Raw genomic sequence first — 24483 nt, forward strand, 5'->3', positions numbered from 1 at the left:
GGAGCGCCCGCCTTGCGCCCATGAGGGCACCCATTGTGGCTTTTAGAAGTATTCTGTTAACCCTAATGCTTGGTTAATATCGGCTGACAATCGCGTTCGCCCATCGTCATTTACGAAAGCCTTTCTCCATGAAATTCGATACAGACCCTTCCGCTCTTTTTGCAGCCCGTTCCAACAAGGCCGTGCCAATTCATACGCTCACAAAAGACGATATGAAGAAGCCGCCGGCCGCGCTGGGCAAAGAAGCAATTGCTTGGGCGAAGGCTAATGGTTTTACAGCAAAGTCCGGTCAGCATTGCGTGGTGCCCGATGAGAAAGGTGCAATCGCCTGCGTTTTGTTTGGCACGGGAGAGGAAGGCGAACCGCAAAACGGCTTGGCCCACGGCGCTTTGGCCCGCGCTTTGCCGCAGGGGACTTATCGCTTCGCGAAGAAGCCGAAAGATGCCCTTGCCGCAGATCTTGGCTGGGCGATGGGCGGATACGACTTTGCCCGCTATCGCAAAAAGAGCGCCAAGCCTGCCAAGTTGGTGGCGACGGGAGGCGATACGGCAGCGCTCCAAGTTCAGGGCGTGTTTATGGCTCGTGACCTGATCAACACACCTGCCAATGATATGGGGCCGAGCCAGCTCGAGAAAGCGTTTCGCAAAATTGCCAGTGCTCACAAAGCGAAAGTGAATGTGATTAAAGGCAATGATCTGCTGAAAAAGAATTTCCCGATGGTCCACGCCGTTGGCCGCGCTTCAACAGATGCGCCGCGTGTGTTGGACATGAAATGGGGTAAGGCGAGCCATGCCAAAATCACGCTTGTCGGCAAAGGCGTGACCTTCGATACAGGTGGTTTGAACATCAAACCCGGCAGCTCCATGGCATTGATGAAAAAAGACATGGGCGGTGCCGCCAACGTGCTTGGTCTTGCCCATATGATCATGGCGGCCAAGCTGCCCGTGCGGTTGCGTGTGATCGTGGGGGCTGTTGAAAACGCGATATCGGGTAATGCATTCCGACCCGGTGATATCCTTGACAGTCGCAAAGGAATAACGGTCGAGATCGGCAACACCGATGCGGAGGGTAGACTTGTCTTGGGCGACTGTCTGACTTGGGGTGATGAAGAAAAGCCTGAACTGATGATCGACATGGCAACTTTGACGGGCGCAGCCCGCGTTGCGCTTGGCCCCGATTTGCCGCCATTTTACACCCATGATGACGCATTCGCCGATGCCTTGATGAAACGTGCTGATGCCTGCTTCGATCCGCTCTGGCGTATGCCGCTTTGGGCCCCTTACCAGTCAATGCTGTCATCCAAAGTGGCAGACGTAAACCACATCACGTCTGGCGGTTTTGGTGGTTCGATCACGGCAGCGCTGTTTCTGTCGCGCTTTGTCGAAAATGCGAAGACGTGGGCGCATTTCGATATTTTCGGCTGGGTTCCCACCGATAAACCTTGGGCAAAAACTGGTGGCGAGGCGCAGGCGATCCGCGCTCTATTCGCTCATATCGAGCGCTCCTATCGCTGATCCTTGCCGCAGGCTCACCTGCAATGCTAATTGATACGGAGGCGAAACAAACGGCGCTGCCATGACACCCGCACAAGCATTGACGATTTGGCACAAGACAGCGCTGGCGCAGGTCCATGCCGATGCGCCTGATTTGACTATGCGGCAGATGGCAATTTTGCTCACCGTTTACCTCAATCCACCACCTCACACCGTGCGTGCATTGGCCGAACATTTGGGTGTGACCAAACCGGTCATCACCCGCGCTCTCGATACGATGGGCCAGATGAAACTGGTCGACCGCAGACGAGATGAGCGCGACCGCCGCAATGTTCTCATACAACGCACAGTTCAGGGTTCCGAATATTTGGAACGGTTCGCCCGCCTCGTCAGCAGCCAAACGGAAGATGCGGTTCTATGACATATGTTCTGGACCGCCGTCTCAATGCTTACCGTCCTGATCTGGCAGACGCTCGCTTGCAAGGGCAGGTGGAAGCGGAACGGTTCGTTGAAGGTCGCCCGGCGCGGATTGCAGCCCCCTATGCCGACATGCATCCCAGCCCGCAAAGCGACAGTGGCATCGATACACAAGCTGTACACGGTGAGACGGTGAAAGTGTTTGAGGAAGCGGATGGCTGGTCTTGGATACAGTGTGATGCCTTCAAATATGTAGGCTATGTTCGCAGCGAAACGCTGGAGGCCATTGGCTCAAAACCAACACATATCATCACCCATCCCCGCACGTTTTTATATTCGCTGTCAGATCTGAAATCTCCTCGCACCGACATTCTCTCCATGGGTTCGCGCCTCATCGTGACAGGAGAAGCGACAACGCGGGGCACTGATTATCTGGTCTTGGAAGATGGCTCTTCGGTCATCGCCCAACATGTTGTACCACTTGATAATCTGCCGTCAGATCCTGTTGCGATGGCGGAAGCACTGTTGCACACACCATACCTTTGGGGTGGTGCAACAGCCTTCGGGATAGACTGCTCTGGACTTGTCACGCTGTCTCACCGTGTCTGTGGCATCGATGTTCAACGGGACTCCGACATGCAGGCGGCAACATATGGTGCTGTAGTTGAAACCCGAGACTACAGGCACTTGCGGCGTGGCGATCTGGTCTTCTGGAAAGGGCATGTCGGCATCATGATCGACGCTGACAATTTGCTGCATGCAAACGGCCACACGATGAATGTTGCTGTGGAGCCGCTTGTGGAAGCTATTGAGCGGATTGGCTATCTTTACGGACAGCCCACGCATGTTCGCAGGCTCTAGTAGCCGCGTTTCATGTCTACCAGATTCTCAAGTGACCTACCCGCCTCATAGCGCTCTATCTGGTCACCAACATAATTCGCAAGCGCATTAGGCTCCGACAACGCTGCGATGTGAGGCGTGATGATCGCGTTATCAAAACCCCACAACGGAGAGTAAGGGTCCAGCGGCTCTGTTTCAAACACATCCAGCGAAACACCCGCTAACGTGCCATCCTTCAGCGCTGCCACAATGTCCGATTCCACCTGCGAACCGCCCCGCCCGGCATTGATGAGGAACGGTGCTCCAAATGGATTGTCTCGTGATAACTTTTCAAAAAGAGCGCTGTTCAAAATTCCATGTGTGTCTTGCGTGTAGGGGAGCAGCGAAACCAAAACGTCTGTGTGATTCAGAAAGGCATCCAGTTCACCGTCACCTGCATAGGTGGTGACGGCCTCGAATTGCTTGGGGGATCGCGCCCATCCGTTCACCGGGAAACCAAGCGCTAAAAGAGCTTTGGCACAGGCTTGGCCTAACTCGCCGAAGCCCATAATCCCAACCCGCAGGTCTTTCGCTGCCGGTTGCATGTTCTCCTGCCAGAGTCGTTTGCGCTGTTGGGCATCATAAACGCGCTGTTGGCGCAGATGAAGCAGCACTTGCAGCGCAATCCACTCGACCATGCGTCCGGTAAGATCAGGATCGACAAACCGAACAATTGGTTTGTCTGTCGGCAATTGTGGATCAGAAAGCAGATGATCGACGCCAGCACCGAGAGAGAAAATGACTTCGAGCGAAGGAAGGCTAGCGAGCAAACCGGGATCGGGCTTCCAAACGACCGCATATCGGACTGCGGACAAATCAACGCCTGCCTCGCCTTCATAATTCAGCACTTCGCGCCCTGCCAGACGATCGGCGAATGCGCTCACCTTGTTGTCGGCGTCCCATCGAATTTGCAGCAGCACATCCGGCTTTGTCATCACTCAGCGTTCACAAGTCTGTTTTTATGGCGGGCAAACCACAGCAGGGCGATCATTGCGATGCCGTTTTGTATGCCGTTGGAATCGACCGCGTTCAGCGCCTCATCTAAAGACAGGGTGAAAGGAAAAGTCTGTTCCGTCTCGCTCGCCTCCCCGGCCTCGCTCACCAACTTGCTGGCATCCACTTCGGCGTAGAACAGGTGGATCACCTCATCGGCAAGGCCCGGTGTTGTGAGAAATTGGCACAGCTTTTCAACACGTTTAGCCGTGAGCCCGCTTTCCTCTTGCAACTCACGGATGGCAGCTTGTTCAGGCGCTTCGCCTTCATCAATCAGTCCGGCGACCACTTCAACGCACTTACCGCAACCTGTGCCCATCTGTGCGCCGAGACGAAATTGGCGGATCATCACGAGCTTTTCCAAATCGGGGTCATAAGCGACAACTGCAACAGCGCAGGGCGCGATGGCCAGCTCACGCTTGGCCTCGATACCGCTGATATCCTCGCGGTAAAAGATCGTCTTGAGCGAACGAAAACCCTGATGATCCAGCCGCTCATCCGTGATTGTCACCGCGAGATGGGTGTCTTTAATTGTCATAAAGGGAACCTATTGCGAGACAACGCCAGCGGGCGCGGTCTCAAGATCGAAAGCCGCGGCCATCAAGGCTTTGGTATAGTCCTCACGTGGATCGTCGAAGATTTGTGTGGAATCGCCGTGCTCCACCACTTTGCCGAGGCGCATCACAATCACATCGTTAGCCAGCGCACGAACCACCTTCAAATCGTGGCTGATAAACAAGTAAGCCAGATTGCGTTCTTCCTGCAGGCGCAGCAAAAGCTCGACCACCTGCGCCTGCACGCTCATATCCAGCGCAGACGTGGGTTCGTCCAACATCACGAATTTCGGCTCCAAAATCATGGCGCGTGCAATGGCTATGCGTTGGCGTTGGCCGCCCGAAAATTCATGCGGATAGCGATGGCGTGTCGCTGGCTCCAGCCCCACTTCGCCCAGAACACCAGCAACCATGTCGTCCACTTCATTGGCGCTCAGTTCGGGGCGATGAAGTTCCAGACCTTCCGCAATAATTTCTGCCACAGACATGCGTGGAGAGAGTGAGCCATAGGGATCCTGAAACACAATCTGCATTTCGCGGCGCAGTGGCTTCATCTCTTTGAAGCTGTAATCGTGGATGTCGCGTCCTGTAAAACTGATCTTGCCCTCTGACGAAATCATCCGCGTCAACGCCAAGCCCAGCGTCGTTTTACCGGAACCGGACTCACCCACCACGCCCAGCGTTTGCCCGGCCTTCAATTGCAGATTGATGCCATCGACAGCTTTCACGTGATCAACCGTCTTACGCAAAAATCCGGCTTTGATTGGAAACCAGACCTTTATGTCATCGCCAGAAAGAACGGTTGATGCGCCTGCCAGCTTCTCCGGCGGGTTGCCCTTGGGTTCAGCGGCCAGCAAGTGCTTTGTGTAATCGTGCTGCGGATTCTCGAAAATTTCTGCGGTCGGACCGTGTTCGACAATCTTGCCCTTAGTCATCACGCACACACGGTCTGCAAATTTGCGCACGATTCCCAGATCGTGTGTGATGAACAGCATGGACAGTCCGCGTTCGCGCTTCAGCACGGAAAGCAGCTCTAGAATTTGCGCTTGCACGGTCACATCAAGCGCAGTGGTTGGCTCATCCGCAATCAACAGTTCGGGTTCATTGGCCAGCGACATGGCAATCATCACCCGTTGGCGCTGTCCGCCAGAGAGCTGGTGGGGGTAGGCATCAAGACGTTTTTCGGGGTCACGAATACCGACCTGATTGAGCAGTTCAATCGTCCGTTCCCGCGCCTGCGTTTCGGTCACTCCCAGATGCATCTGCAGAATTTCGCCGATCTGGCGCTCGATTGTGTGCAAAGGGTTGAGCGACGTCATAGGCTCCTGAAAAATCATCGTGATGTCGTTTCCACGCACACGGCGCAGGTCTCGCTCATCGCTGTCCAACAGGTCTTCGCCCTTGAACAAAACCCTGCCTGAAGGATGGCTTGCGGGTGGATAGGGCAGCAGCTTCATCACAGACAGTGCAGACACAGACTTGCCAGAGCCGGATTCGCCAACCAAGGCCACCGTCTCACCCCGGTGAATGTCGAAGGATACATGGTCCACAGCCGTCGTCGTCACGCCACCTTGGGTAAAGGCGACCGAGAGATCTTGCACGGATAGGAGGGGGGTGTTGTTACTCATCACCGCTCCTACTGAAATGTCTTACGCGGGTCGAACGCATCGCGGGTGGCTTCACCGATGAAGATTAGCAGCGAGAGCATTACTGACAGCACCATAAAGCCCATCAGACCGAGCCACGGCGCCTGTAGATTATCCTGCCCCTGCTTCATCATTTCACCTAAAGACGGTGAGCCAGGGGGCAAGCCGAAGCCGAGATAGTCCAGCGCGGTCAGCGATGTGATTGAGCCAGACAGAATGAATGGCATGAAGGTCAATGTCGCCACCATGGCGTTGGGGAGCAGGTGACGGAACATGATCGTACGATTGCCGATACCGAGAGCACGCGCCGCGTTCACATATTCAAAATTGCGTGCGCGCAGGAACTCCGCCCGGACCACACCAACAAAGCCTACCCACGAAAACAGCAACATAATGCCCAGCAAAATCCAAAAGCCGGGCGGCAGCACGGATGCAATGATAATGAGCAGAAAGAGAAGCGGGATCGACGTCCATATTTCAATGAAGCGCTGGAACAGCAAGTCCACCCAGCCACCGTAATAGCCCTGAATCGCGCCTGCTGTTACACCGATGAGTGCGGAGAATAGTGTCAGTGTTAGGCCAAACAGGACCGAAATTCGGAATCCGTAAATCAACCGCGCTACAACATCGCGAGCCTGGTCGTCGGTTCCCAGCCAATTCTTGTTGCCGAACGTGCAGAGTGGGTCATCCACGCCTTTTTCATATTTGCGGCACGTTTCTTCCTCATCCATCAACCAGCTTGGCGGCGATGGGGCAGGGCGGGGAATGTCCACATTGGCGGTGCGATAGGAATAGCGGATTGGCGTCCACAGCATCCAGCCGTTGCTCTCAATCTCTTCGATATTCACCGGGTCACGGTAGTCTGTCACCGGCAGGAAGCCGCCGAATTTCTCTTCCGGATAATCCACCAGAACAGGCATCAGCAATTCGCCCTTATAGGAGACGAGAATTGGCTTATCATTGGCAATAAACTCGGCAATCAAGGTGAAGAAAAACAGGAAGATGAAAATCCAAAGAGACCAATATCCGCGACGGTTCGCCTTGAAATTGGCCCAGCGCCGCTGGTTGATTGGCGACAGGCTAAAGCGCCCCTTGCGCGGCCTTGCTTCTTTCACGCTATCGGTCACGAGCGCATCCATCTTCTAAACATCCCGCCTGTCGAAATCGATACGTGGATCAATCCATGTGTAGAGAAGATCAGATAAAAGCGACACGATCAGGCCCATCAACGAGAAGATGTAAAGCGTTGCGAAGACCACCGGGTAGTCGCGCTGGATGGTTGATTGATAGGCGAGCAGGCCAAGACCATCGAGCGAGAAAATGGCTTCGATCAACAGCGACCCTGTGAAGAACGCCGAAATAAACGCACCTGGAAATCCAGCAATCACAATCAGCATCGCGTTGCGGAAAACATGGCCGTAAAGCACCTGCTTTTCGTTCAGCCCCTTGGCGCGGGCAGTGACGACATACTGCTTCTTGATCTCGTCGAGAAAAGAGTTCTTCGTCAGTAGCGTAGTCGTGGCAAAAGCGGACAAGCAAAGCGCGATCAAAGGCAGGGTGAGGTGCCAGAAATAATCGACGATCTTCATGTACCACGGCAGTTCTGAGAAATTCTCAGACACTAAGCCGCGCAGTGGAAACCAGTCGAAGAACGACCCGCCTGCAAACAAGACCATCAACATAATGGCGAACAAAAAGCCGGGAACCGCATAAGCCACGATGATTACGCCTGACGTCCACACGTCAAAACGCGAACCATCAGACACCGCTTTGCGGATGCCGAGCGGGATGGAGATGCCATAGGAAATGAGCGTGATCCAAAGACCAAGCGAAACTGAAACGGGCAGTTTTTCGATGATGAGATCAATGACAGAGATTGAGCGGAAATAACTTTCGCCAAAATCGAAGCGGGCGTAATCCCAAACCAGTTTCATAAAGCGCTCGTGGGCGGGCTTGTCGAAACCGAATTGTTTTTCGAGCCTAGCGATGAACTCCGGGTCCAAGCCTTGCGCGCCGCGATATTGAGACGAGCCACCACCACCAGCAGATTGGGTCTGCGTGCTTTGGTCTGCACCAAAGTCGCTGCCACCACCAGAAATGCGCTCGGTGCCGTCGCCACCCTGTCCCGTGATCTGTGCGATCACCTGTTCGACGGGGCCGCCGGGCGCGAATTGGATTACGGTGAACGACAGCAGCATGATGCCCAAAATGGTTGGGATCATCAGCAACAGACGTCGTGCGATATAGGCGCCCATGCGGTGCTTCTCGTCTCCGGGCTTTTTTCAGCGCGGGCGGGTTAGCCCTTGCCGATCGCCTTGGCCTTTTCAGCGTCGAACCACCAAGTGGCTTCTACTGGAAAGGCATATTGTGGTTTCGCCTCGGGAAAGCCGAACATATCCCAGTAGGCAACGCGGTGATTCGTTGAATGCCAATTTGGAATCCAGCTATGCGTGGAACGCAAGACCCTGTCGAGAGCGCGCAGTATCACGGTGAGTTCTTCCCGCGACTGCACATCGTTCACTTTTGCTACCAATCCATCAACCACGGGCGACGAAATGCCAGCTGTGTTGGGGCTTCCTGGAATTGTGGCGGCGTTGCTGCCGAACAATTGCGCCAAACCTTCAGCGGTCGGTGTAGCACCCACATTGCGGGCAAGACCCACGATATCGAAATCGAATGTCTCCAACCGTTTTTGGAACTGCGACGGGTCCACCAGCCGTATGGAAGCATCAACGCCAAGGCGGCGCAGGTTTTCAACAAACCGTGCTAATATCCGCTCGAAGGTTGGCGAACGGATTAGGAATTCCACGGCCAGCTTGTTTCCGCTAGCATCCACCATGTTTGAGCCCTGTCGCGTCCAGCCTGCGGCCAAGAGAAGATCATTAGCCCGCCGCAGAAGCGTGCGGTCGCGGCCTGAGCCATCGGATACCGGCGGCACGTAGGCAGCCTCAAAAACCGAGGGATCAAGTTGATCTTTGTAGGGCTCCAGCAATTCACGCTCTTCCGGCGAAGCGGGGCCGGAAGCCGCGAAATCTGATTTTTGGAAAAACGACGAATTGCGTTCGTAAATCCCGTAGAAGAAGTTTGCGTTGGTCCACTCGAAATCGAAGCACAGACCGATTGCCTCGCGCGTTCTGGGGTCGGCTAATTTTTCCCGCCGGGTGTTGCAAGCCCAGCCTTGCATGGAAGGCGATTTCTCAGCATCGAAAAGCTGCTGTTTGACGCGCCCTTCGCTTACCGCTGGAAAATTGTATTCAGTCGCCCAAGTCTTTGAAGTGAATTCTTCTCGGTAATGAATGTTGCCCTTCTTGAAGGCTTCGAATGCCGCTTGTCGTTCGCGGTAAAACTCGACCCGGAGCGTGTCAAAGTTAGCCTGTCCTTTGGCGAAAGGCATATCTTTTGCCCAATAATCATCCACCCGATCATACTCAATAAACGAACCCGCGCGCAGGCGGCCCACTTTATAAGGACCGGACCCGAGCGGTGGCGTCATTGTGGTGGTGAGAAAATCGTTGGCTTCGAAAAAGGCTTTCGAGACGATTGGCAAAACCGCGTTTGCCAAAATAAGCCGGTCACTTTGTTTTCCCGAATAGATCAGCGAAACGCGCCCATCAGCCAAAACTTTCGCCTCAACAAGTTCGATCAGGTTGAGCGCGAGATCTGGATGCCCGTCTTTTTTAAAGGTGTTGTACGTGTAGGCGACGTCTTCTGCCGAAACCGGTGACCCGTCGTGCCAGCGTGCTTCCGGGCGCAGGGAGAAAGTGTAGGTATTACGGTCGTCGCTGATTTCTACATCGCTCGCTAATGCGCAGTATATAGCTGATGGATCATCGGCGTCGGGCGTCATGAGAGTATCGAAACATGACTCAATCCGTGGTGGGGCCGAGCCTTTCAGCACGAATGTGTTGAGCGTGTCGAAGCTTTGTGGGTTTTGGTTGAAAGCCCAATTGGAGACGGAAAAATTGAAAACGCCACCCTTGGGCGCATCAACATTCACCCATGGGAAATTGGGGTAATCTGCGGGTAATGCTAACTCGCCAAAGGCCGAGAGGCCGTGCAACCTTCTGCCTGTAGGATTGCTCGCAAGCGAAACGCTCGGCAGCGCAGCAAGGCCAGGTGCCAACAAGGCGGCGGCAGAAAGTTTGCCGAATTGACGGCGCGTGAGATTGCTCATGGCAAGGCTCCTATTGAGCAGCGTTTAACGCTGCTTCTTTCTCACTGTCGATCCACCAGCTTTCGGGGTCATAGCCCACATACAGCGGCTGCTTTTCGGGAATACCGAACTTATCCCACCATGCCACGCGGTCCTGATCGAGATACCACTGGTGGACCTGCAAATATTCAAACAGTAACACACGGTCGAGTGCATTGGTGGTCGCTACCAGCTCTGTGCGATCTTTTGCGAAGATGATGCGATCCACTAATTTGTCGACAACGGGATTTTTCAATCCAAACCAATTGCGCGAACCGTCGGTGTCAGCAGATTTGCTTGTCCAATAATCGCGCTGCTCGTTGCCTGGTGAAAGTGATTGCACCGCGCCGGCTACGACAACATCGTAGTCAAAACCGCGGCGGCGCTGGATGAACTGCGACGTATCGACGACGCGGTAGCTCACATCGATGCCAAGCCTGCGCAGCGATGTCATCCACGGGGCGTTCACCCGTTCAGAATTGGGATCAAAACCAAGAATGACAAATTTGAACGGCTCTTTCGTTTGCTCGTTCACCAGTTGAGTGCCTTCGCGCACCCAGCCTGCCTCTTTCAACAGGTCAAAGGCTTCCCGGAGATATTTGCGCTCGTCGCCCCGGCTTTCATAAACGGGTTGTGTGAACGGCTCGGTGAAAATCTCTGGCGGAAGTTCGGCTTTGAATTCCTCCAGAATTTCAAGTTCGCGGCCTTCGGGCATACCGGTGGCGGAAAGCTCCGTGCCACCAAAATACGTGTTCAGGCGTTTATATTGATCGAAAAAGAGGTCTTTGTTCATCCGCTCAAAATTCAACACCAGAGAGAGCGCCTTGCGCACCCTGCGGTCTTTGAAAATATCGCGACGCTGATTGAACACCCAACCAACCATAGGGAAGCTGGACGTTTCCTTGAACTGAGTGCGCTTCACGAGCCCTTTTTCAAATGCGGGAAAATTGTATTCTTGCGCCCAGCGCTGAGCGCGGTTTTCTTCCCGGATGTCTTCCAATCCACCCTTTGTGAAAGCCTGCCAAATCGCATTTGGGTCAGTAAAATAGCGGATCACACGCTTATCGACATTGTAGCGCCCTTTGTTGACTGGCAGATCAGCCGCCCAATAATCTGGCACCCGTTCCCAAGTCACAGACGAACCGGCGCTAAACGAAGCGATGCGGTAGGGGCCGTTTCCAAGTGGAATTTCCAGCGTAGAGCGGGTGAAATCGCGGGGCTGTCCGTCAGCACCATTTGCCGTCCACCAGTGTTTTGGCAGCACTGGCAAGTCGCCCATAATATGGGGCAATTCACGGTTGTTCTTTTCATTGAAAACAAAGCGCACGGTCCGCTCGTCAATGATCTCGACCTCTTGCACATTTGCGAAGTAACGAACGTGCTGCGGGGAATGCTGCTTGAGCGTCTCCATCGACCACTTCACATCCTCTGCGGTGATGCTCTTGCCGTCATGGAATTTTGCGTTCGGATTCAGTCGGTATGTCGCCGAAGAATAGTCATCGGGATAGGTGAAAGCTTCCGCGATCAGTGGATGCGAAACGGATGCCTCGTCTATGCCTTGGGCCATCAACGTATCCCACAAAAGCCCGCCAAAAAATGTCAGACCAGAAGCTGCGGTGCCCTTCACGATGAATGGATTGAAACTGTCGAACGTGCCGAGAGCTGCGCTGTTAAGCGTGCCTCCTTTCGGCGCGTTCGGGTTCACATAATCGTAGTGTGGGAAACTGTCCTTGTATTTTGTCTCCGCCCCAAGCGAGCTTGATGTGTACCATGTGGTCTCTTGAGCAACAGCCGGAAGGGCGAGGCACAGGCTCGCAATGACTGCGGCAAGCGGGGCAAATAGTTTGATCATGGGCGCAGTGTCTCCGGCTTAAATCACTGAAATATAATAAGACGTGGTTGAAGGATAAGTCGTTATGACACCCTGTCACGTCAAGGCACGTTTGCGTTAGCAGGCTGCGCAGAAAAATCGGCAAAAAAAAGCCGGGCTGTATCGCCCGGCTCTGGATGTGTGCAATCAGCTGCGATCAACTGTCTGGCAGAGGCGCAGGATCGTTCGACAAAGAGCGCATGTAAGCGATCAGCGCAGCGCGGTCTTCCACTTTCTTGATACCAGCAAAACCCATTGATGTGCCTTTAATATAAGCCTTTGGCTTCAACAGGAACTTATTGAGTGAATCGTAGCTCCACACCTTGTCTGCACCATACTCTTTTAGCGCACCCGAGTAGGAAAATCCCTCGGCTGATGCCATCTGTTTGTTCACGATATCCCACAAGGCAGGGCCAACCTTGTTTGCGCCGCCTTCATTGAAATTGTGGCAAGCAGCGCACTTCTTGGCAACGCTTTCCCCTTTGGAAATGTCAGCACTCGCCAGCAGCGGTGCAACGGGTGGAATAACCACCTCTTCCGGCTCAGCCGATGCGGACGCTGTCGCGCTTTCGTCCACCTCAACTGCATAGCCAAACTGCTCCGGCTTTTCGGAGTGGTAGATAGCTTCTGACAGAAAGTTCAGCCCCAGCACGACGAATGCACCAGCCAGCAGGGCTCCAAAAATCTTGTTCCACTCAAATGAATCCATGAGTGAGGCTCCCAAATTTGGTATGTGAAGGCCGCAGACGGCTCCGTGTCTGGCGGCTTTGATTTGTTGGCCGGAAGCTATTTCTTTTGCCCCTCACTTGCAACACCTGTAGAAGCCGAAACTGTGAGACTTTTGGACCCATTATAGCTTTTTGGAGACCTGATTTGAACGCTTCGACCCTCGTTATGGTTCCTGCCCGTATGGCGAGCACCCGCTTGCCGGGAAAACCCTTGGCCGATATCGCAGGCCTGCCGATGATTGTGCAAGTTGTGCGCCGTGCTGAGGAAGCCGATGTAGGCCGGGTTGTCGTCTGCACGGATACCCAAGAGGTCGCTGAAGTTGTTCGTGCTCATGGCGGGGAAGCGGTGATGACCCGCGAAGATCACCCTTCTGGCTCGGACCGTATTTATGAGGCTTTGGAAGCGATTGATCCCGATGGCGCGGTCGAGACAATCATCAACGTGCAGGGAGACCTGCCAACCATCGATAAAGCCGCCATCCGGGCCAGCATCCTACCTCTGGCCGCCCCGGAAGTCGATTTCGCAACACTGACCACGCAAATCACTGACGAAGAAGAGCGCTCAAACCCCAATGTGGTGAAACTGGTGGGCACGGAAGTCTCGCCCGGTATCTTGCGCGCGCTCTATTTTACCCGTGCCACCGCACCCCATGGCGATGGCCCATTGTTCCACCATATCGGCCTCTACGCTTGGCGCAGGGCGGCCTTGGAACGCTTTGTGAAATTGCCGCCATCACCGCTGGAAATGCGTGAGAAGTTGGAGCAATTGCGGGCGCTGGAAGCGGGCATGCGTTGCGATGCGGCTATCGTTGACACTGTTCCGTTGGGTGTTGATACTCCAGCCGATCTTGACCGCGCCCGCGCTCTGCTGGGCTGACCAAATGCGGAGCTTCCAATCATGACCAGCCCAACAGGCCGCATCGCCTTTCAGGGTGAACCGGGCGCGAATTCCGATACCGCATGCCGCAATGTCTATCCGGACATGCAGCCAATACCCTGCGCGACGTTCCAAGATGCGTTTGATCTGGTCGTTGGTGGCAATGCCGATCTCGCCATGATCCCAATTGAAAACACGGTGGCTGGTCGCGTGGCCGATATTCACCACCTGTTGCCGCAGTCGGATTTGCACATCATTGGCGAATATTTCCTGCCAATTCCGTTTCACCTGATGGCTATGCCGGGCGTGGGTATGGAAGACATCGAGACGGTCTACTCGCACATTCATGCACTCGGCCAATGCCGCAAGATTCTCAACGAAAATGGCTGGAAGGGAGAAATTGCAAACGATACCGCCGGTGCCGCGCGAATGATTGCAGAGCGCAAATTAATGAACGCAGCAGCGCTCGCACCGCCACTCGCAGCTGAACTCTACGGCATGAACATTCTGGCTGAAAACGTCCAAGACGAGAGCAATAACACGACCCGTTTCATCATTTTGTCACGTGATGCAAAGACGCCCAACGTCGATGATGGCCCTGCAGTGACCAGTTTTTTCTTCCGCGTGCGAAACGTGCCTGCGGCGCTGTATAAGGTCATGGGCGGTTTCGCCACCAATGGCGTTAACATGACGAAACTGGAGAGCTATCAGATCGGCGGTTCGTTTACAGCAACGCTATTTTATGCCGATGTTGAGGGCCATCCAGATCAACAAAACGTGGCCCACGCCTTGGAAGAGATGGAATTCTTCTGTGCGGAAAAGCGCATTGTTGGTGTTTATCCAGCCAGCGACTTCCGCCGCCAGAACGGCGATTAGCCGTCCTTCACCCAGTCTGCCACCAACCGATTGGCAATGGCCATTTTGGGCGGCATGAAGAATTTGGGCGTTCCATCGTCGTTCTTTGGCCCACCACCGGCCAGAATGTCCCGCACTTCGTCGCGCGTGAACCAGCGGCAATCGTCAAGCTCTATTGCGTCCATATTGATCTCGCTGTCGAGCGCTTCGCCGTAGCAGCCAATCATCAGCGTGTGTGGAAACGGCCAAGGCTGGCTGGCGTGATAGCGAACGTCACCGATGCGAATACCGCTTTCCTCAAACGTTTCCCGCCGCACTGCACTCTCTAAGCTTTCCCCCGGTTCCACAAAGCCGGCAAGCGCCGAATACATCCCCGTTGGGAAGTGGTGCGAGCGGCCCAACAGGCATTTTTCTCCTTTGGTGGTCAACATAATCACAACGGGGTCGGTTCGCGGAAAATGATCTTTTTCGCACGAGGGGCAAGACCGCTTTACCCCACCAATCCGGCTTTCCGTCTCGTTGCCGCAACGTGCACAAAAGCGGTGGGTCGAATGCCAAGCGATCAGCGAGCCCCCGTGCGCCACCATGCCGAGCGTTTCGTGATCGAGCAGCCCTTGCAAAGCAAGCGAGCGAAAATCCACCGCTTTGAAATGTTCCGGCAAGCTGAAATCTTCGTCATCGGGATTGATGCCCAGCGGCACCGCAAGGCGCGGCGCGGTTTCTGCAAAGCCCATTAGAACAGCGCGGTCCCATTTTGGTGCGAAGGGTTCCAGCGCATCCTTGGTCATTACGGCAACGCCGGTCTCATCCGTCTCAAAACTCAACAACACCCGTCCCCTCGCAAAGCCCATGGCCCGCGCAGTCGGATCAGCCAGTGCTGAGTTGAGGCAATTCTCGTCGCGCTCCTCGGAAAGCCTGTCCAAGCGACCGCCAGCAAAGGCAAGCTTCGCGCTGGTTTCCGATGGCGCGAAGTCAGGATGCATGAATGGTTTCGTCACAAAATGCTCCTCAAATGGGCGATCAAGGCTTGTCCGTGGCCAGCTTCATAGGGCTGCGCTGTGCCGTGGCCCCAAATCGGGCGCGGCCAATTTTCGTCTCCCGTCGCGCGGGCGGCGACATGAATGTGCAATTGGCGCACCACATTGCCGATGGCAGCGATATTGATCTTCTCGCAAGAGGTCACGGCTTTTAGCTTTTCGCCCACCATTGTCGCTTCCTGCATCGCGGCCTCTCTTTGGCCAGGTCGCAGATCGAACAATTCTTCCGCATTTGCCACGCGCGGCACCAAAATGAGCCAAGGCCAGCGGGCATCATTCGCCAGCCGCACATCGCATAGTTCCAACGAGGTCAGCGCCAGTGAATCCGTTTCGAGGCGCGGATCAAGCGCCCATGTTTTATCAACGTCAGACATAGCGCGCAGGCTAGTCAGTTTTTTTCCAGAGTCACGCTTGCTTTTGCCCCTTGCACACATGATATGGTGCTGTTGGAAGGCTGGTTTGTGGACGCGCCACTCGCCAATCGGGTCAGGTCGGGAACGAAGCAGCCCCAACGAGATTCCGGCACGGGTCACGCTAAGCCAGTCTTCCACCGCACGCTTCTTTCGGCGCTGCGCCTTTCAAAGCGGATCATGCATGAGCGATACGATAGAAACGGCAAGTTCTGAAAACGCCGAATATCGCGTGCTGGCCCGCAAATACCGCCCTGCCAATTTTGACGACCTGATCGGCCAAGAGCCGATGGTGCGAACGCTTTCAAACGCGTTTGAGACGGGCCGCATCGCCCAAGCCTATATGCTGACCGGCGTTCGCGGTGTTGGCAAAACAACCACGGCCCGCATTCTCGCCCGCGCTTTGAACTACGAAGCCGATGGCGTAACCCAACCCACGCTGGATATCGCCACACCGGGCGTGCACTGCCCCGCCATCATGGAAGGCAGCCATGTCGATGTGATCGAGATGGACGCGGCCTCTCACACGGGCATTGGTGACATTCGCGAGATCATCGCCAGCGTGCGCTACAAGCCGGTGTCGGCGCGTTACAAGGTCTACATCATCGACGAAGTGCACATGCTATCGACGGCGGCGTTCAATGGCCTGCTGAAAACGCTGGAAGAGCCGCCCGAACACGTCAAATTCATCTTTGCCACGACCGAAATTCGCAAAGTTCCAATTACAGTCCTTTCACGTTGCCAGCGTTTCGATCTGCGCCGCATTGATGCTGGCGAGATGACGGCTTTGCTCTCTAAAATTTCCACAGCCGAGAAAATCGAAGTCGAAGACACCGCGCTCGCCATGATCGCCCGTGCCGGCGAAGGCTCAGTCCGCGATGCGCTTTCGCTGCTTGATCAGGCGATTGCCCATGCGGCGGGAACGAGCGGCGGCAAGGTGATGGGCGACGAAGTGCGCTCGATGCTTGGCCTTGCAGACCGCGCGCGTGTGATCGATCTGTTCGAACACATCATGAAGGGCGACATCGTCGCCGCTTTGGCGGAATTGAAAGACCAATACGATACGGGCGCTGACCCAGCGACTGTGCTGACCGATCTGGCTGATTTCGTCCATTTCGTCACCCGCGTTCGCTATGTTGATACCGCGTTGGATGATCCTTCGCTCAGCCCTGATGAGAAAAGCCGAGGCAAAGCGTTTGCCGAAAAGCTCAGCCCCAGAATTCTGGGCCGCACATGGCAGATGTTGCTGAAGGGAATCGATGAGGTGCAATCTTCACCGCGTCCGGTTGCCGCTGCCGACATGGTGTTGGTGCGCCTCACCCATGCTGCTGACTTGCCGTCTCCTGAAGATGCGCTGAAATCGATGGGCGATGGGCCTTCTCCCACCGTATCCACCAACGGCACGGCTTCGTCTAACGCACAGCCACCGCAACCAAACCAACCGATGGCAAGCGCTGTAGCAACGCAATCAAACCCCGGCGGCAACACGACCATGCGGCAGGCGAACGGGCCGTCTCTGGTGGTCGACAACACGCCAGAACCTGCTCCACAGCCGGAACCTGTCGAAGAGCAAGCGCCAGCATATGAGGTGATTGCAACATTTGAAGAGCTGCTGGAAGCGGCAGAAAGGCATCGCGATATCCGCTTCAAGATGCTGCTGCGCAACAACGTCTCGCTCATCTCTTTCGCTGTTGGCCATATTGAACTGAACCCGGTCGGGAATGCACCACGCGATATGGTCAACCAGATCTCTGCCCGCCTGAAAGAGTGGACTGGTGAAAACTGGATGATCACCGTCAGCGAAGCGGCCGGTGCGGAAACGATAAAAGAAATCGAAGACGCCGAACGCGAGGCGCTGGTTGCCGATGCACAGGCTGATCCTGTTGTTAATGCCGTGCTTCGTGCGTTTCCCAAATCTAAAATTCTCGACATTCGTGTGGGCGCGTCCGAAGACGGATTGAACGAAGCCGACGTCAACGATGCCGCTCTGGCCAACCCCGATGAGGGTCAGGAAGAAACGAGTGATTCCGAAGACCCGGGTGCGGGCGGCTTGGACGATTATTTTAACTGATCGCATAAACAGCGATCATCAATGCACACAAAAGGACAGACCCGATGAAAGACATCATGGGCATGATGGGCAAAGTGAAGGAAATGCAGGCCAAGATGGAGGCCATGCAATCTGAACTTGAAGAGCTGGAAGCCGTTGGAACATCAGGTGGCGGTCTTGTTACGGTAACACTCAGCGGCAAGGGCATTATGCGCGGTGTGTCCATCGATCCATCGTTGTTCAACCCCGACGAGGCAGAAATTCTGGAAGACCTGATCGTCACTGCTCACAACAAGGCGAAAGAACAGGCTGAGGAAATCACCAAAGAAAAGACCGCCGAATTGACCGCCGGTCTGCCCATCCCGCCGGGCATGAAACTGCCGTTCTAATCGCGGCCAAAAGTCTGTCGCGCTAACATAAAGCGGGACAGTGTTGTCCATGCGACCACGGCTGCGAACACCCAGGCGATCAAGCTGAACCAGGCGGGAAGCAGGCAGAAAAGTACGAAGACGATAATCGTTTCCGTGGCTTCCGCCAGCCCTATTGTATACAGCAGGCTTTTTGAGCCTCTGTCGCTTTCATCAACCCCTCGCTTTTCGGCCATCACCGAATATGCGAGGAAGCTGGCGCCATTGACATAAAATGTCAGCAGCAAAACCCCGCCAGCCACCGCATTGGCAGCTGGATTTGCGATGATGAAGGCGGTGGGAATGAGGCCGTAAAAAGCGAAGTCCAGAACGATATCGAGATAACCACCAAAGTCAGACTTATGCGTAAGACGCGCCACCGCTCCATCCAACCCATCGCAAAGCCGGGACACCAAAAGAAACGCCAAGGCCGACCAATACGCCTCGAAGACGATCAAAACGCCCGCTACGCACCCCAATGCAAAACCGATCAGCGTCACGCCATTGGCGGAAATTCCCGCATCAGCAATGTGCCGTGCAAGTCGGATAAGAATCGGGTCGATTTTCGGACGGATTGAATTGTCGAACATGACAAGCCTTGTTGGGCCAAACAGCGTTTTGCAGTATAGATTGCCAGCGCCGTCTACGCCAATCCATCCGCGTGGAATGCGAACCCGATTAAAAGGCTGGAATCCATCTGCCCATGTCTAAAGCTAGCGATACAAAAAATCATTATGAGAGCGTCACCAACAGCATTCGTGTGGTGGTGCAGCCAAGCTATCTGGAAGATCAATCCGCGCCCCACGCCAGTCGATGGGTTTGGGCCTATAGTATCGAGATTTTCAACGAGGGGCAGGAAACGGTGCAACTGCGCGCGCGTCATTGGACGATTACCGACGCGATGGGCAAGGTTGAAACCGTCGACGGCCCCGGTGTTGTGGGCGAGCAACCAATTCTTAATCCCGGCGATGAATTCCACTACACGAGCGGCTGTCCCCTCGCCACACCGTCCGGCTTTATGGTGGGCCACTACGAAATGGTGCGCGACGATGGGTCGGTTTTCGAAGCGGCCATTCCCGCCTTTTCGCTGGACCTTCCCAACGCTCGCGCGTCGCTGAACTAGGCGCAATCTTTGCTGTTCGATATTCGCCCCATCGCCCTCGTCATCGGCGTTCTCGTTGCCCTTTTGGGCGCGACGATGTTGGTGCCGGCATTTGTTGATCTCGCGTTGGGCAATGCCGATTGGCAGATTTTCCTGCTGTCATCTTTCGTAACGTCCGGCTTTGGGCTCGGCCTGTTTCTCGCAACACGTGGTACAACAAAACAGCTTTCCACCCGCCAAGCCTTTGTCATGACAACGTTGGTTTGGATTCTACTATCGGCGTTCGGCGCACTGCCGTTTTATTGGTCCGGCTTGGTACCAAGCTATACTGACGCCTATTTTGAAAGCATATCGGGCCTCACAACCACGGGCGCAACTGTGCTGACCGGCCTTGGGGATATGCCGCCAGGGATCTTGCTGTGGCGCGGCATCCTGCAATGGCTCGGCGGCTTGGGCATTATCGTGATGGCCGTATCCGTTCTGCCCATGTTGCAAATCGGCGGGATGCAATTGTTCAAGGCAGAAGCCTTCGAGACGCCGGAAAAAATCTTGCCTCGGGCCACACAAATTTCAGGTTTTATAACGCTAATTTTTCTCACGCTCACCGTTCTGTGCATGCTGGCCTATCTGGCAGCAGGCATGAACATTCTTGATGCGGTTGTTCATTCCATGACGACGGTGGCGACTGGCGGTTTTTCCAACCACGATGACTCGCTGGGCCATTTCAACAGCGCCCGCATCGATATGATTGCGACCCTGTTCATGATTATCGGCTCGCTTCCGTTTCTGCTCTATGTCCAGGCGCTGCAAAACCAGTTCAAACCCCTATTCACCGATGCTCAGGTGAAACTCTTTTTCGTGCTGCTTGCCGTTTTCATAGGCTTTGCATGGACCATCGAATACCAACTTGGCATCCGCAGTGGTTGGGAAGGGCTGCGCTATGCGATGGTCAATGTGACGTCGATCCTAACCGGCACAGGCTACGCCACCACCGCCTATGACGGGTGGGGCCCGGTTTCTATCGCGTTCTTCTTTTTCATTATGTTCATCGGCGGCTGTGCTGGCTCGACCTCGTGCGGCATCAAGGTCTTCCGCTTTCAGGTTCTGTTTCAAAATGTCCGCCAGCACGTGCTGCGTATTCTCTATCCCTCCGGTGTGTTCATCGCGCGGTTCAATGGTCGCCCTATCGGTGATGATGTGGTCTCCGCCGTGATGAGCTTTTTCTTTCTCTACATGATGACATTTGCCATTTCCGCAACCGCGCTTTCGCTGTGCGGCGTTGATCCGCTGACCGCGCTGTCGGGTGCAGGCTCTGCAATCTCTAACGTCGGGCCGGGGCTTGGCGCGATTATTGGGCCAGCGGGAAACTATCAGTCGTTAGGCGATCTGCCGAAGTGGATTTTGGCCGTCACCATGCTGATCGGCAGGCTTGAACTCTTCACAGTGCTGGTTCTTTTGTCGCCGCGCTTCTGGCGAGCTTAACGCGCTGCTACTCCGCCGCTTGTAGGCCCGGGTCATCCTTTGACTGCTTTCGGCGTTGACCGAAAAGCGCACTGAAAAAGCCGCGGATATCGTAACCGACACCGATAATGGCTGGCACCAAAAACAGAACCAACAGCGTGGCAATCGCAAGGCCAAACACCATCGTCAATGCCATCGGAATGAGGAATTGCGCCTGCACACTCTTTTCATATAACAGAGGAACCAAGCCGCCGATTGTAGTGAGCGAGGTGAGCAAAACGGCGCGCAGGCGGTCGCGGCTTGCGCCAATTGCAGCTTCTTCCAGCGTATCTCCCTCTTCCAACCGCTCATCAAGGCGGCTGACAAGAATAATCGAGTCGTTCACCAAAATACCCGCCAAACCCAACAGACCGATCATTGAAAAAATAGTGAGCGGCACGCCCCATAGATAGTGTCCCATCACGGCACCGACCGCGCCGAAGGGGATGATCGCCATCACTGAAATTGGGCGCCAATACGAAGCAAAAACCCATGCCAGAATGATGTAGATGACTGACAAAGCAATAACGACGCCGATCTGCAAATCGGCAAACGCTTCCTTGCGCTCTTCATCACGACCCGAATAGCGGTAGTCCACACCAGCCTGCGAGATGATGCTGGGCATTGCGCTCTGTTCCAGATATTCGATGGCCTTTTCGGTCGTATTTATATCGGTGTTCAAATCAGCCGTTACAGAAACCGTCGCGCGTCCATCAATCCGTTCGATGGCGGCAAAGCCTTGCCGTTCGGTGATGGTCACAACTTCCGACAATGGCACAAACTCGCCAGCCGGGCTTTTCAGTTCAAAGTTGCGCAATGCCGCAACGCCCTTAGTACGCATAACCTTGGTAATTCGAACCGTAATTTCATCGTCGCCATCGGCGAAACGGCGTGGGATTGCACCTTCGAAAGCATTTCGAAGTTGGCGTCCAACGGCGTCGATGGAGAAGCCTAGCGCGGTGCCGCGTGGCGTCATTTCCATCACCAGTTCTGGCTTGCCGTAGGGCAGATCGTCGGCCACGCCGCTGATGGCGTTGACGGTCTCGACAATCGGGATGATTTCAGTTGCCACACGTTTCAGCGTAGCTGCATTTTCGCCGCGCAATTGTATATCGATATCGCGACCAGGAGGTCCGCCACGGCTCTCAAAAACAGCCACGCGACGCACGCCTGCAATCTTCGGAATGGCTTGACGCCAAGCCCGCACAATTTCAGGTGTGCGAACAGTGCGAACCTCGGAACTGGTCAGCTGAACGCGGATTGAAGCAAGGTTGTCGCCAACGCTTCGTCCGGCTTCCCCGTATGTCGAGAAGGCTGCGGTCACAAGCACTTCGCCGTCATCGGACAGGCTTTTCTCAGCGGTGCGCAGAGCATCCTCAATGCGTTTGATTGCATCGACCGCTTTCTCCTCTGGAACACCAGCGTTGAAGACAACGCGGGCGTTAATGTTTTCAGCCTCTGCTGTGGGGAAGAAGACAAAGCCCACTTTATCACCGGCCATCATGCCAATGGCACCGATCAGGAACGTGGAGATGGCGACAGCAATCGTGATGTAGCGATAGCGATAAGTGAGGCGGGTGAACCAGTTGAACGGGCCTTCTTTGAATCGCTCAAACTGACGGTCGAAGCCTTTGCGGAATGCGCCTTCTTCCATCATTTGATCTTCGGTGCGCCCGCGCCTGCGCCACGCGCCGAACGCCGAGGCTACGGCCTCAACGAGCACTGATAGCGTGTAGGCGATAACTGCCAGTGCCAGCATAAACACAGGGAAAGAGACATCAGCGCGCCAAGATTGGGCGGCGTCAACAAGCCCTTGGGCGGAACCGGGTATGATTGGCAGTGGCAGGTAATCGCGGATCAACTGCATAACGCCTTTGCTCACCTCGACGAACCAGCCACCGGCATTGTCGCCAGAGATCGATACGCCAAAGGCGGCTACGACAAGCGCAATCGTGAACTGACGCCAGTATGACCAGCGCTTGTATTGGCGCGGCTGCAAAGTGTGCGCCAGATGGCCCGGCAGGATGAGAAAGCACTCGATCAGGCTTGCCAGAATAACGGCGATCACCACATACGGCAGCACGCTCACGATCTGGCCTATTACGCCTGTAATCACCAGCACAGGCGCAAAAGCTGCAATTGTGGTGATCATGGCTGCGGTGACGGGCACGACCATGCGTCCCGCCCCGTTTTCAGCAGCCTCATAAGGCCCGTCGCCTTGCGCAAAACGGGTGGCAGTGTGTTCTCCGACCACGATGGCGTCGTCAACGATCACCCCTAACATCATGATCAGGGCAAACAGGGTGAGCATGTTAATTGTCTGGCCGGTGACATACATGATGCCGATGGTCGCCAACATCGCGACGGGAATGCCGGCCGCGACCCAGAACGCGATGCGTGCATTCAAAAAGACAAACAGAATGAGAACAACCAGAAGCAGCCCACCAAGGCCGTTTTTGACAAGCACCATGATGCGCTGGGTCAGCGCGTCGGCGCGAATATCGTAGACTGCAAGCTCCAGCCCCGGCGGCAACTGATCTTTGATTTCGTCTACATAAGACAACAGCAACCGCGCGGTTTTAAGCGTATCGGCACTGTCTGCCCGCTCAACGGTGAGCTGGATCGCTCTTTTGCCGCCGACAAAACCCTGGCTTTGGCTGTCGTCATAGCCGGAGCGAATGGTGGTTATGTCGCCCAAACGTACCTTTTCTCCCGTGGGAAAAGACTTGATCTCCAGACGCGCTAGGGCTTCTGGCGACTCCGCATCTGCCACGGTGCGCAACTGGGTTTCCATCTGCCCTTCCATCTGGCCAGACGGCAGGTCGCGGCTGTTGGCGGCGATGGCGGCGGATATATCTTGCACCGTCATATCGAGACGCCGCAATTCCTGCTCGGGCACATCAATCTTGAGCTCGCGGGAGCGAAGCCCGACCATCGTAACCTTGTCGATGCCACGATCGATTAGGTCATCGCGGATTTTCTTTGCATAAAATCTAAGCGTGCTTTCAGGAAAATCGCCCGTCACCGCCAGCCGCGCTACGCGGTCAAACCCGCGTGCAGCTTGCCGCACGGTTGGTGTCTCAGAATCCTCCGGCAGATTGGTGATCGCCTTAACGGCGGTTTCCACCTCTCGCAGCGCATCGGCCAGGTCTTTCTCAGCCTTGTATTCCAAGCCAATCGAGGCGGTGCCTTCACGCGCTCGCGATGTAACCCGGTCAACGCCATCGAGAAAGCGCAATTCCGGCTCCATGATTTCCAGAATGTTGGCTTCCACATCCTCCGCGCTGGCACCCGACCAAGCGACACCCACTGTGATGACGGGAATTTCGACCTTTGGCAAAAACTGCGTGTTGATGCGTCCAATAGCGAAAACACCAAAGATAATCATCAGGATCATCACAAGGTTCGCGGCGTTGCGGTGCCTTACAAAAAGGCTAACGAGTCCACCAGTGGGCAGGGTGCGCGTTGCCATG

At 55.1% G+C, this 24483-nt stretch carries 21 protein-coding genes and 1 other RNA gene; 10 read left to right on the forward strand and 12 right to left on the reverse strand.

Translation table 11 applies throughout. The features are described from left to right. The first annotated feature begins 128 nt into the window (after positions 1–128). The 3 genes from ACFQ14_RS11500 to ACFQ14_RS11510 all read left to right on the forward strand — a co-directional run bounded on the left by ACFQ14_RS11500 (position 129) and on the right by ACFQ14_RS11510 (position 2771). Positions 129–1514: a leucyl aminopeptidase family protein gene (locus tag ACFQ14_RS11500; protein ID WP_377212874.1), complete on the forward strand. Its 1386-nt coding sequence runs from the start codon at positions 129–131 to the stop codon at positions 1512–1514. Between the two features lie 61 nt (positions 1515–1575). Continuing rightward, entirely contained in the window at positions 1576–1914 is a 339-nt protein-coding gene (locus tag ACFQ14_RS11505) for a MarR family transcriptional regulator (RefSeq protein ID WP_377212875.1), read from the forward strand. Then, positions 1911–2771 carry a C40 family peptidase gene (locus ACFQ14_RS11510; protein ID WP_377212876.1) on the forward strand — a complete coding sequence of 287 codons (861 nt, stop codon included), beginning with the start codon at positions 1911–1913 and terminating at the stop codon, positions 2769–2771. The genes ACFQ14_RS11505 and ACFQ14_RS11510 overlap by 4 nt, the downstream gene beginning before the upstream one ends. On the opposite strand, the gene ACFQ14_RS11515 is transcribed toward ACFQ14_RS11510, so the two are convergent. The 8 genes from ACFQ14_RS11515 to ACFQ14_RS11550 all read right to left on the reverse strand — a co-directional run bounded on the left by ACFQ14_RS11515 (position 2768) and on the right by ACFQ14_RS11550 (position 12753). After that, the gene (locus ACFQ14_RS11515; protein ID WP_377212877.1) at positions 2768–3727 is read right to left on the reverse strand and encodes a 2-hydroxyacid dehydrogenase; all 960 of its coding nucleotides are present in this window, start codon (positions 3725–3727) and stop codon (positions 2768–2770) included. The genes ACFQ14_RS11510 and ACFQ14_RS11515 overlap by 4 nt on opposite strands. Next, complete coding sequence (locus ACFQ14_RS11520; RefSeq protein ID WP_377212878.1) at positions 3724–4320, reverse strand: NUDIX domain-containing protein; 597 nt, start codon at positions 4318–4320, stop codon at positions 3724–3726. The genes ACFQ14_RS11515 and ACFQ14_RS11520 overlap by 4 nt, the downstream gene beginning before the upstream one ends. Positions 4321–4329: 9 nt before the next feature. After that, positions 4330–5964, reverse strand: coding sequence for an ABC transporter ATP-binding protein (locus tag ACFQ14_RS11525; protein WP_377212879.1), 1635 nt, complete (start codon positions 5962–5964; stop codon positions 4330–4332). A gap of 8 nt (positions 5965–5972) precedes the next feature. Beyond that, positions 5973–7121, reverse strand: coding sequence for an ABC transporter permease (locus tag ACFQ14_RS11530; RefSeq protein WP_377212880.1), 1149 nt, complete (start codon positions 7119–7121; stop codon positions 5973–5975). Between the two features lie 3 nt (positions 7122–7124). After that, positions 7125–8237 carry a microcin C ABC transporter permease YejB gene (locus ACFQ14_RS11535; protein ID WP_377212881.1) on the reverse strand — a complete coding sequence of 371 codons (1113 nt, stop codon included), beginning with the start codon at positions 8235–8237 and terminating at the stop codon, positions 7125–7127. A 41-nt stretch (positions 8238–8278) separates the two neighbouring features. Beyond that, positions 8279–10156, reverse strand: coding sequence for an extracellular solute-binding protein (locus ACFQ14_RS11540; protein ID WP_377212882.1), 1878 nt, complete (start codon positions 10154–10156; stop codon positions 8279–8281). A 10-nt stretch (positions 10157–10166) separates the two neighbouring features. Further along, positions 10167–12026 carry an extracellular solute-binding protein gene (locus tag ACFQ14_RS11545; RefSeq protein ID WP_377212883.1) on the reverse strand — a complete coding sequence of 620 codons (1860 nt, stop codon included), beginning with the start codon at positions 12024–12026 and terminating at the stop codon, positions 10167–10169. A 175-nt stretch (positions 12027–12201) separates the two neighbouring features. Further along, positions 12202–12753, reverse strand: coding sequence for a c-type cytochrome (locus ACFQ14_RS11550; protein ID WP_377212884.1), 552 nt, complete (start codon positions 12751–12753; stop codon positions 12202–12204). Between the two features lie 164 nt (positions 12754–12917). On the opposite strand from ACFQ14_RS11550, the gene ACFQ14_RS11555 reads away from it, so the two are divergent. Continuing rightward, on the forward strand, positions 12918–13649 hold the full coding sequence (locus ACFQ14_RS11555) for a 3-deoxy-manno-octulosonate cytidylyltransferase (RefSeq protein ID WP_377212885.1): 732 nt from the start codon (positions 12918–12920) through the stop codon (positions 13647–13649). A gap of 21 nt (positions 13650–13670) precedes the next feature. Then, positions 13671–14525, forward strand: a complete 855-nt coding sequence (locus tag ACFQ14_RS11560; protein ID WP_377212886.1) for a prephenate dehydratase — start codon at positions 13671–13673, stop codon at positions 14523–14525. On the opposite strand, the gene nudC is transcribed toward ACFQ14_RS11560, so the two are convergent. Together nudC and ACFQ14_RS11570 are read right to left on the reverse strand one after the other, a co-directional pair. Further along, positions 14522–15502, reverse strand: a complete 981-nt coding sequence (nudC, locus tag ACFQ14_RS11565; RefSeq protein ID WP_377212887.1) for an NAD(+) diphosphatase — start codon at positions 15500–15502, stop codon at positions 14522–14524. The genes ACFQ14_RS11560 and nudC overlap by 4 nt on opposite strands. Continuing rightward, a complete protein-coding gene (locus ACFQ14_RS11570) occupies positions 15499–15915 on the reverse strand; it encodes an HIT domain-containing protein (protein ID WP_377212888.1) in 417 nt (138 codons plus the stop codon). The genes nudC and ACFQ14_RS11570 overlap by 4 nt, the downstream gene beginning before the upstream one ends. A gap of 77 nt (positions 15916–15992) precedes the next feature. Here ACFQ14_RS11570 and ffs point away from each other — a divergent pair. The 3 genes from ffs to ACFQ14_RS11585 all read left to right on the forward strand — a co-directional run bounded on the left by ffs (position 15993) and on the right by ACFQ14_RS11585 (position 18390). Continuing rightward, positions 15993–16090: signal recognition particle sRNA small type (gene ffs, locus ACFQ14_RS11575), an RNA gene on the forward strand. Positions 16091–16135: 45 nt separating this feature from the next. After that, complete coding sequence (locus ACFQ14_RS11580; protein WP_377212889.1) at positions 16136–18022, forward strand: DNA polymerase III subunit gamma/tau; 1887 nt, start codon at positions 16136–16138, stop codon at positions 18020–18022. Between the two features lie 44 nt (positions 18023–18066). Next, positions 18067–18390 carry a YbaB/EbfC family nucleoid-associated protein gene (locus ACFQ14_RS11585; RefSeq protein ID WP_377212890.1) on the forward strand — a complete coding sequence of 108 codons (324 nt, stop codon included), beginning with the start codon at positions 18067–18069 and terminating at the stop codon, positions 18388–18390. Here the strand turns inward: ACFQ14_RS11585 and ACFQ14_RS11590 are convergent. After that, positions 18387–18998 carry a CDP-alcohol phosphatidyltransferase family protein gene (locus tag ACFQ14_RS11590; protein ID WP_377212891.1) on the reverse strand — a complete coding sequence of 204 codons (612 nt, stop codon included), beginning with the start codon at positions 18996–18998 and terminating at the stop codon, positions 18387–18389. The two genes, ACFQ14_RS11585 and ACFQ14_RS11590, sit on opposite strands and share 4 nt — an antisense overlap. A gap of 113 nt (positions 18999–19111) precedes the next feature. Here ACFQ14_RS11590 and apaG point away from each other — a divergent pair, with 113 nt between their 5' ends. Then, the gene (apaG, locus tag ACFQ14_RS11595) at positions 19112–19531 is read left to right on the forward strand and encodes a Co2+/Mg2+ efflux protein ApaG (RefSeq protein ID WP_377212892.1); all 420 of its coding nucleotides are present in this window, start codon (positions 19112–19114) and stop codon (positions 19529–19531) included. A 9-nt stretch (positions 19532–19540) separates the two neighbouring features. Beyond that, on the forward strand, positions 19541–20992 hold the full coding sequence (locus tag ACFQ14_RS11600; RefSeq protein ID WP_377212893.1) for a TrkH family potassium uptake protein: 1452 nt from the start codon (positions 19541–19543) through the stop codon (positions 20990–20992). Between the two features lie 7 nt (positions 20993–20999). Here ACFQ14_RS11600 and ACFQ14_RS11605 read toward each other — a convergent pair whose 3' ends face one another. Continuing rightward, positions 21000–24482 (reverse strand): efflux RND transporter permease subunit, encoded by a 3483-nt coding sequence (locus ACFQ14_RS11605; protein ID WP_377212894.1) that lies wholly within the window; start codon positions 24480–24482, stop codon positions 21000–21002. Position 24483 lies beyond the last annotated feature (1 nt).

The sequence above is a fragment of the Pseudahrensia aquimaris genome, assembly GCF_042676045.1.
GTDB lineage: Bacteria > Pseudomonadota > Alphaproteobacteria > Rhizobiales > Rhizobiaceae > Pseudahrensia > Pseudahrensia aquimaris.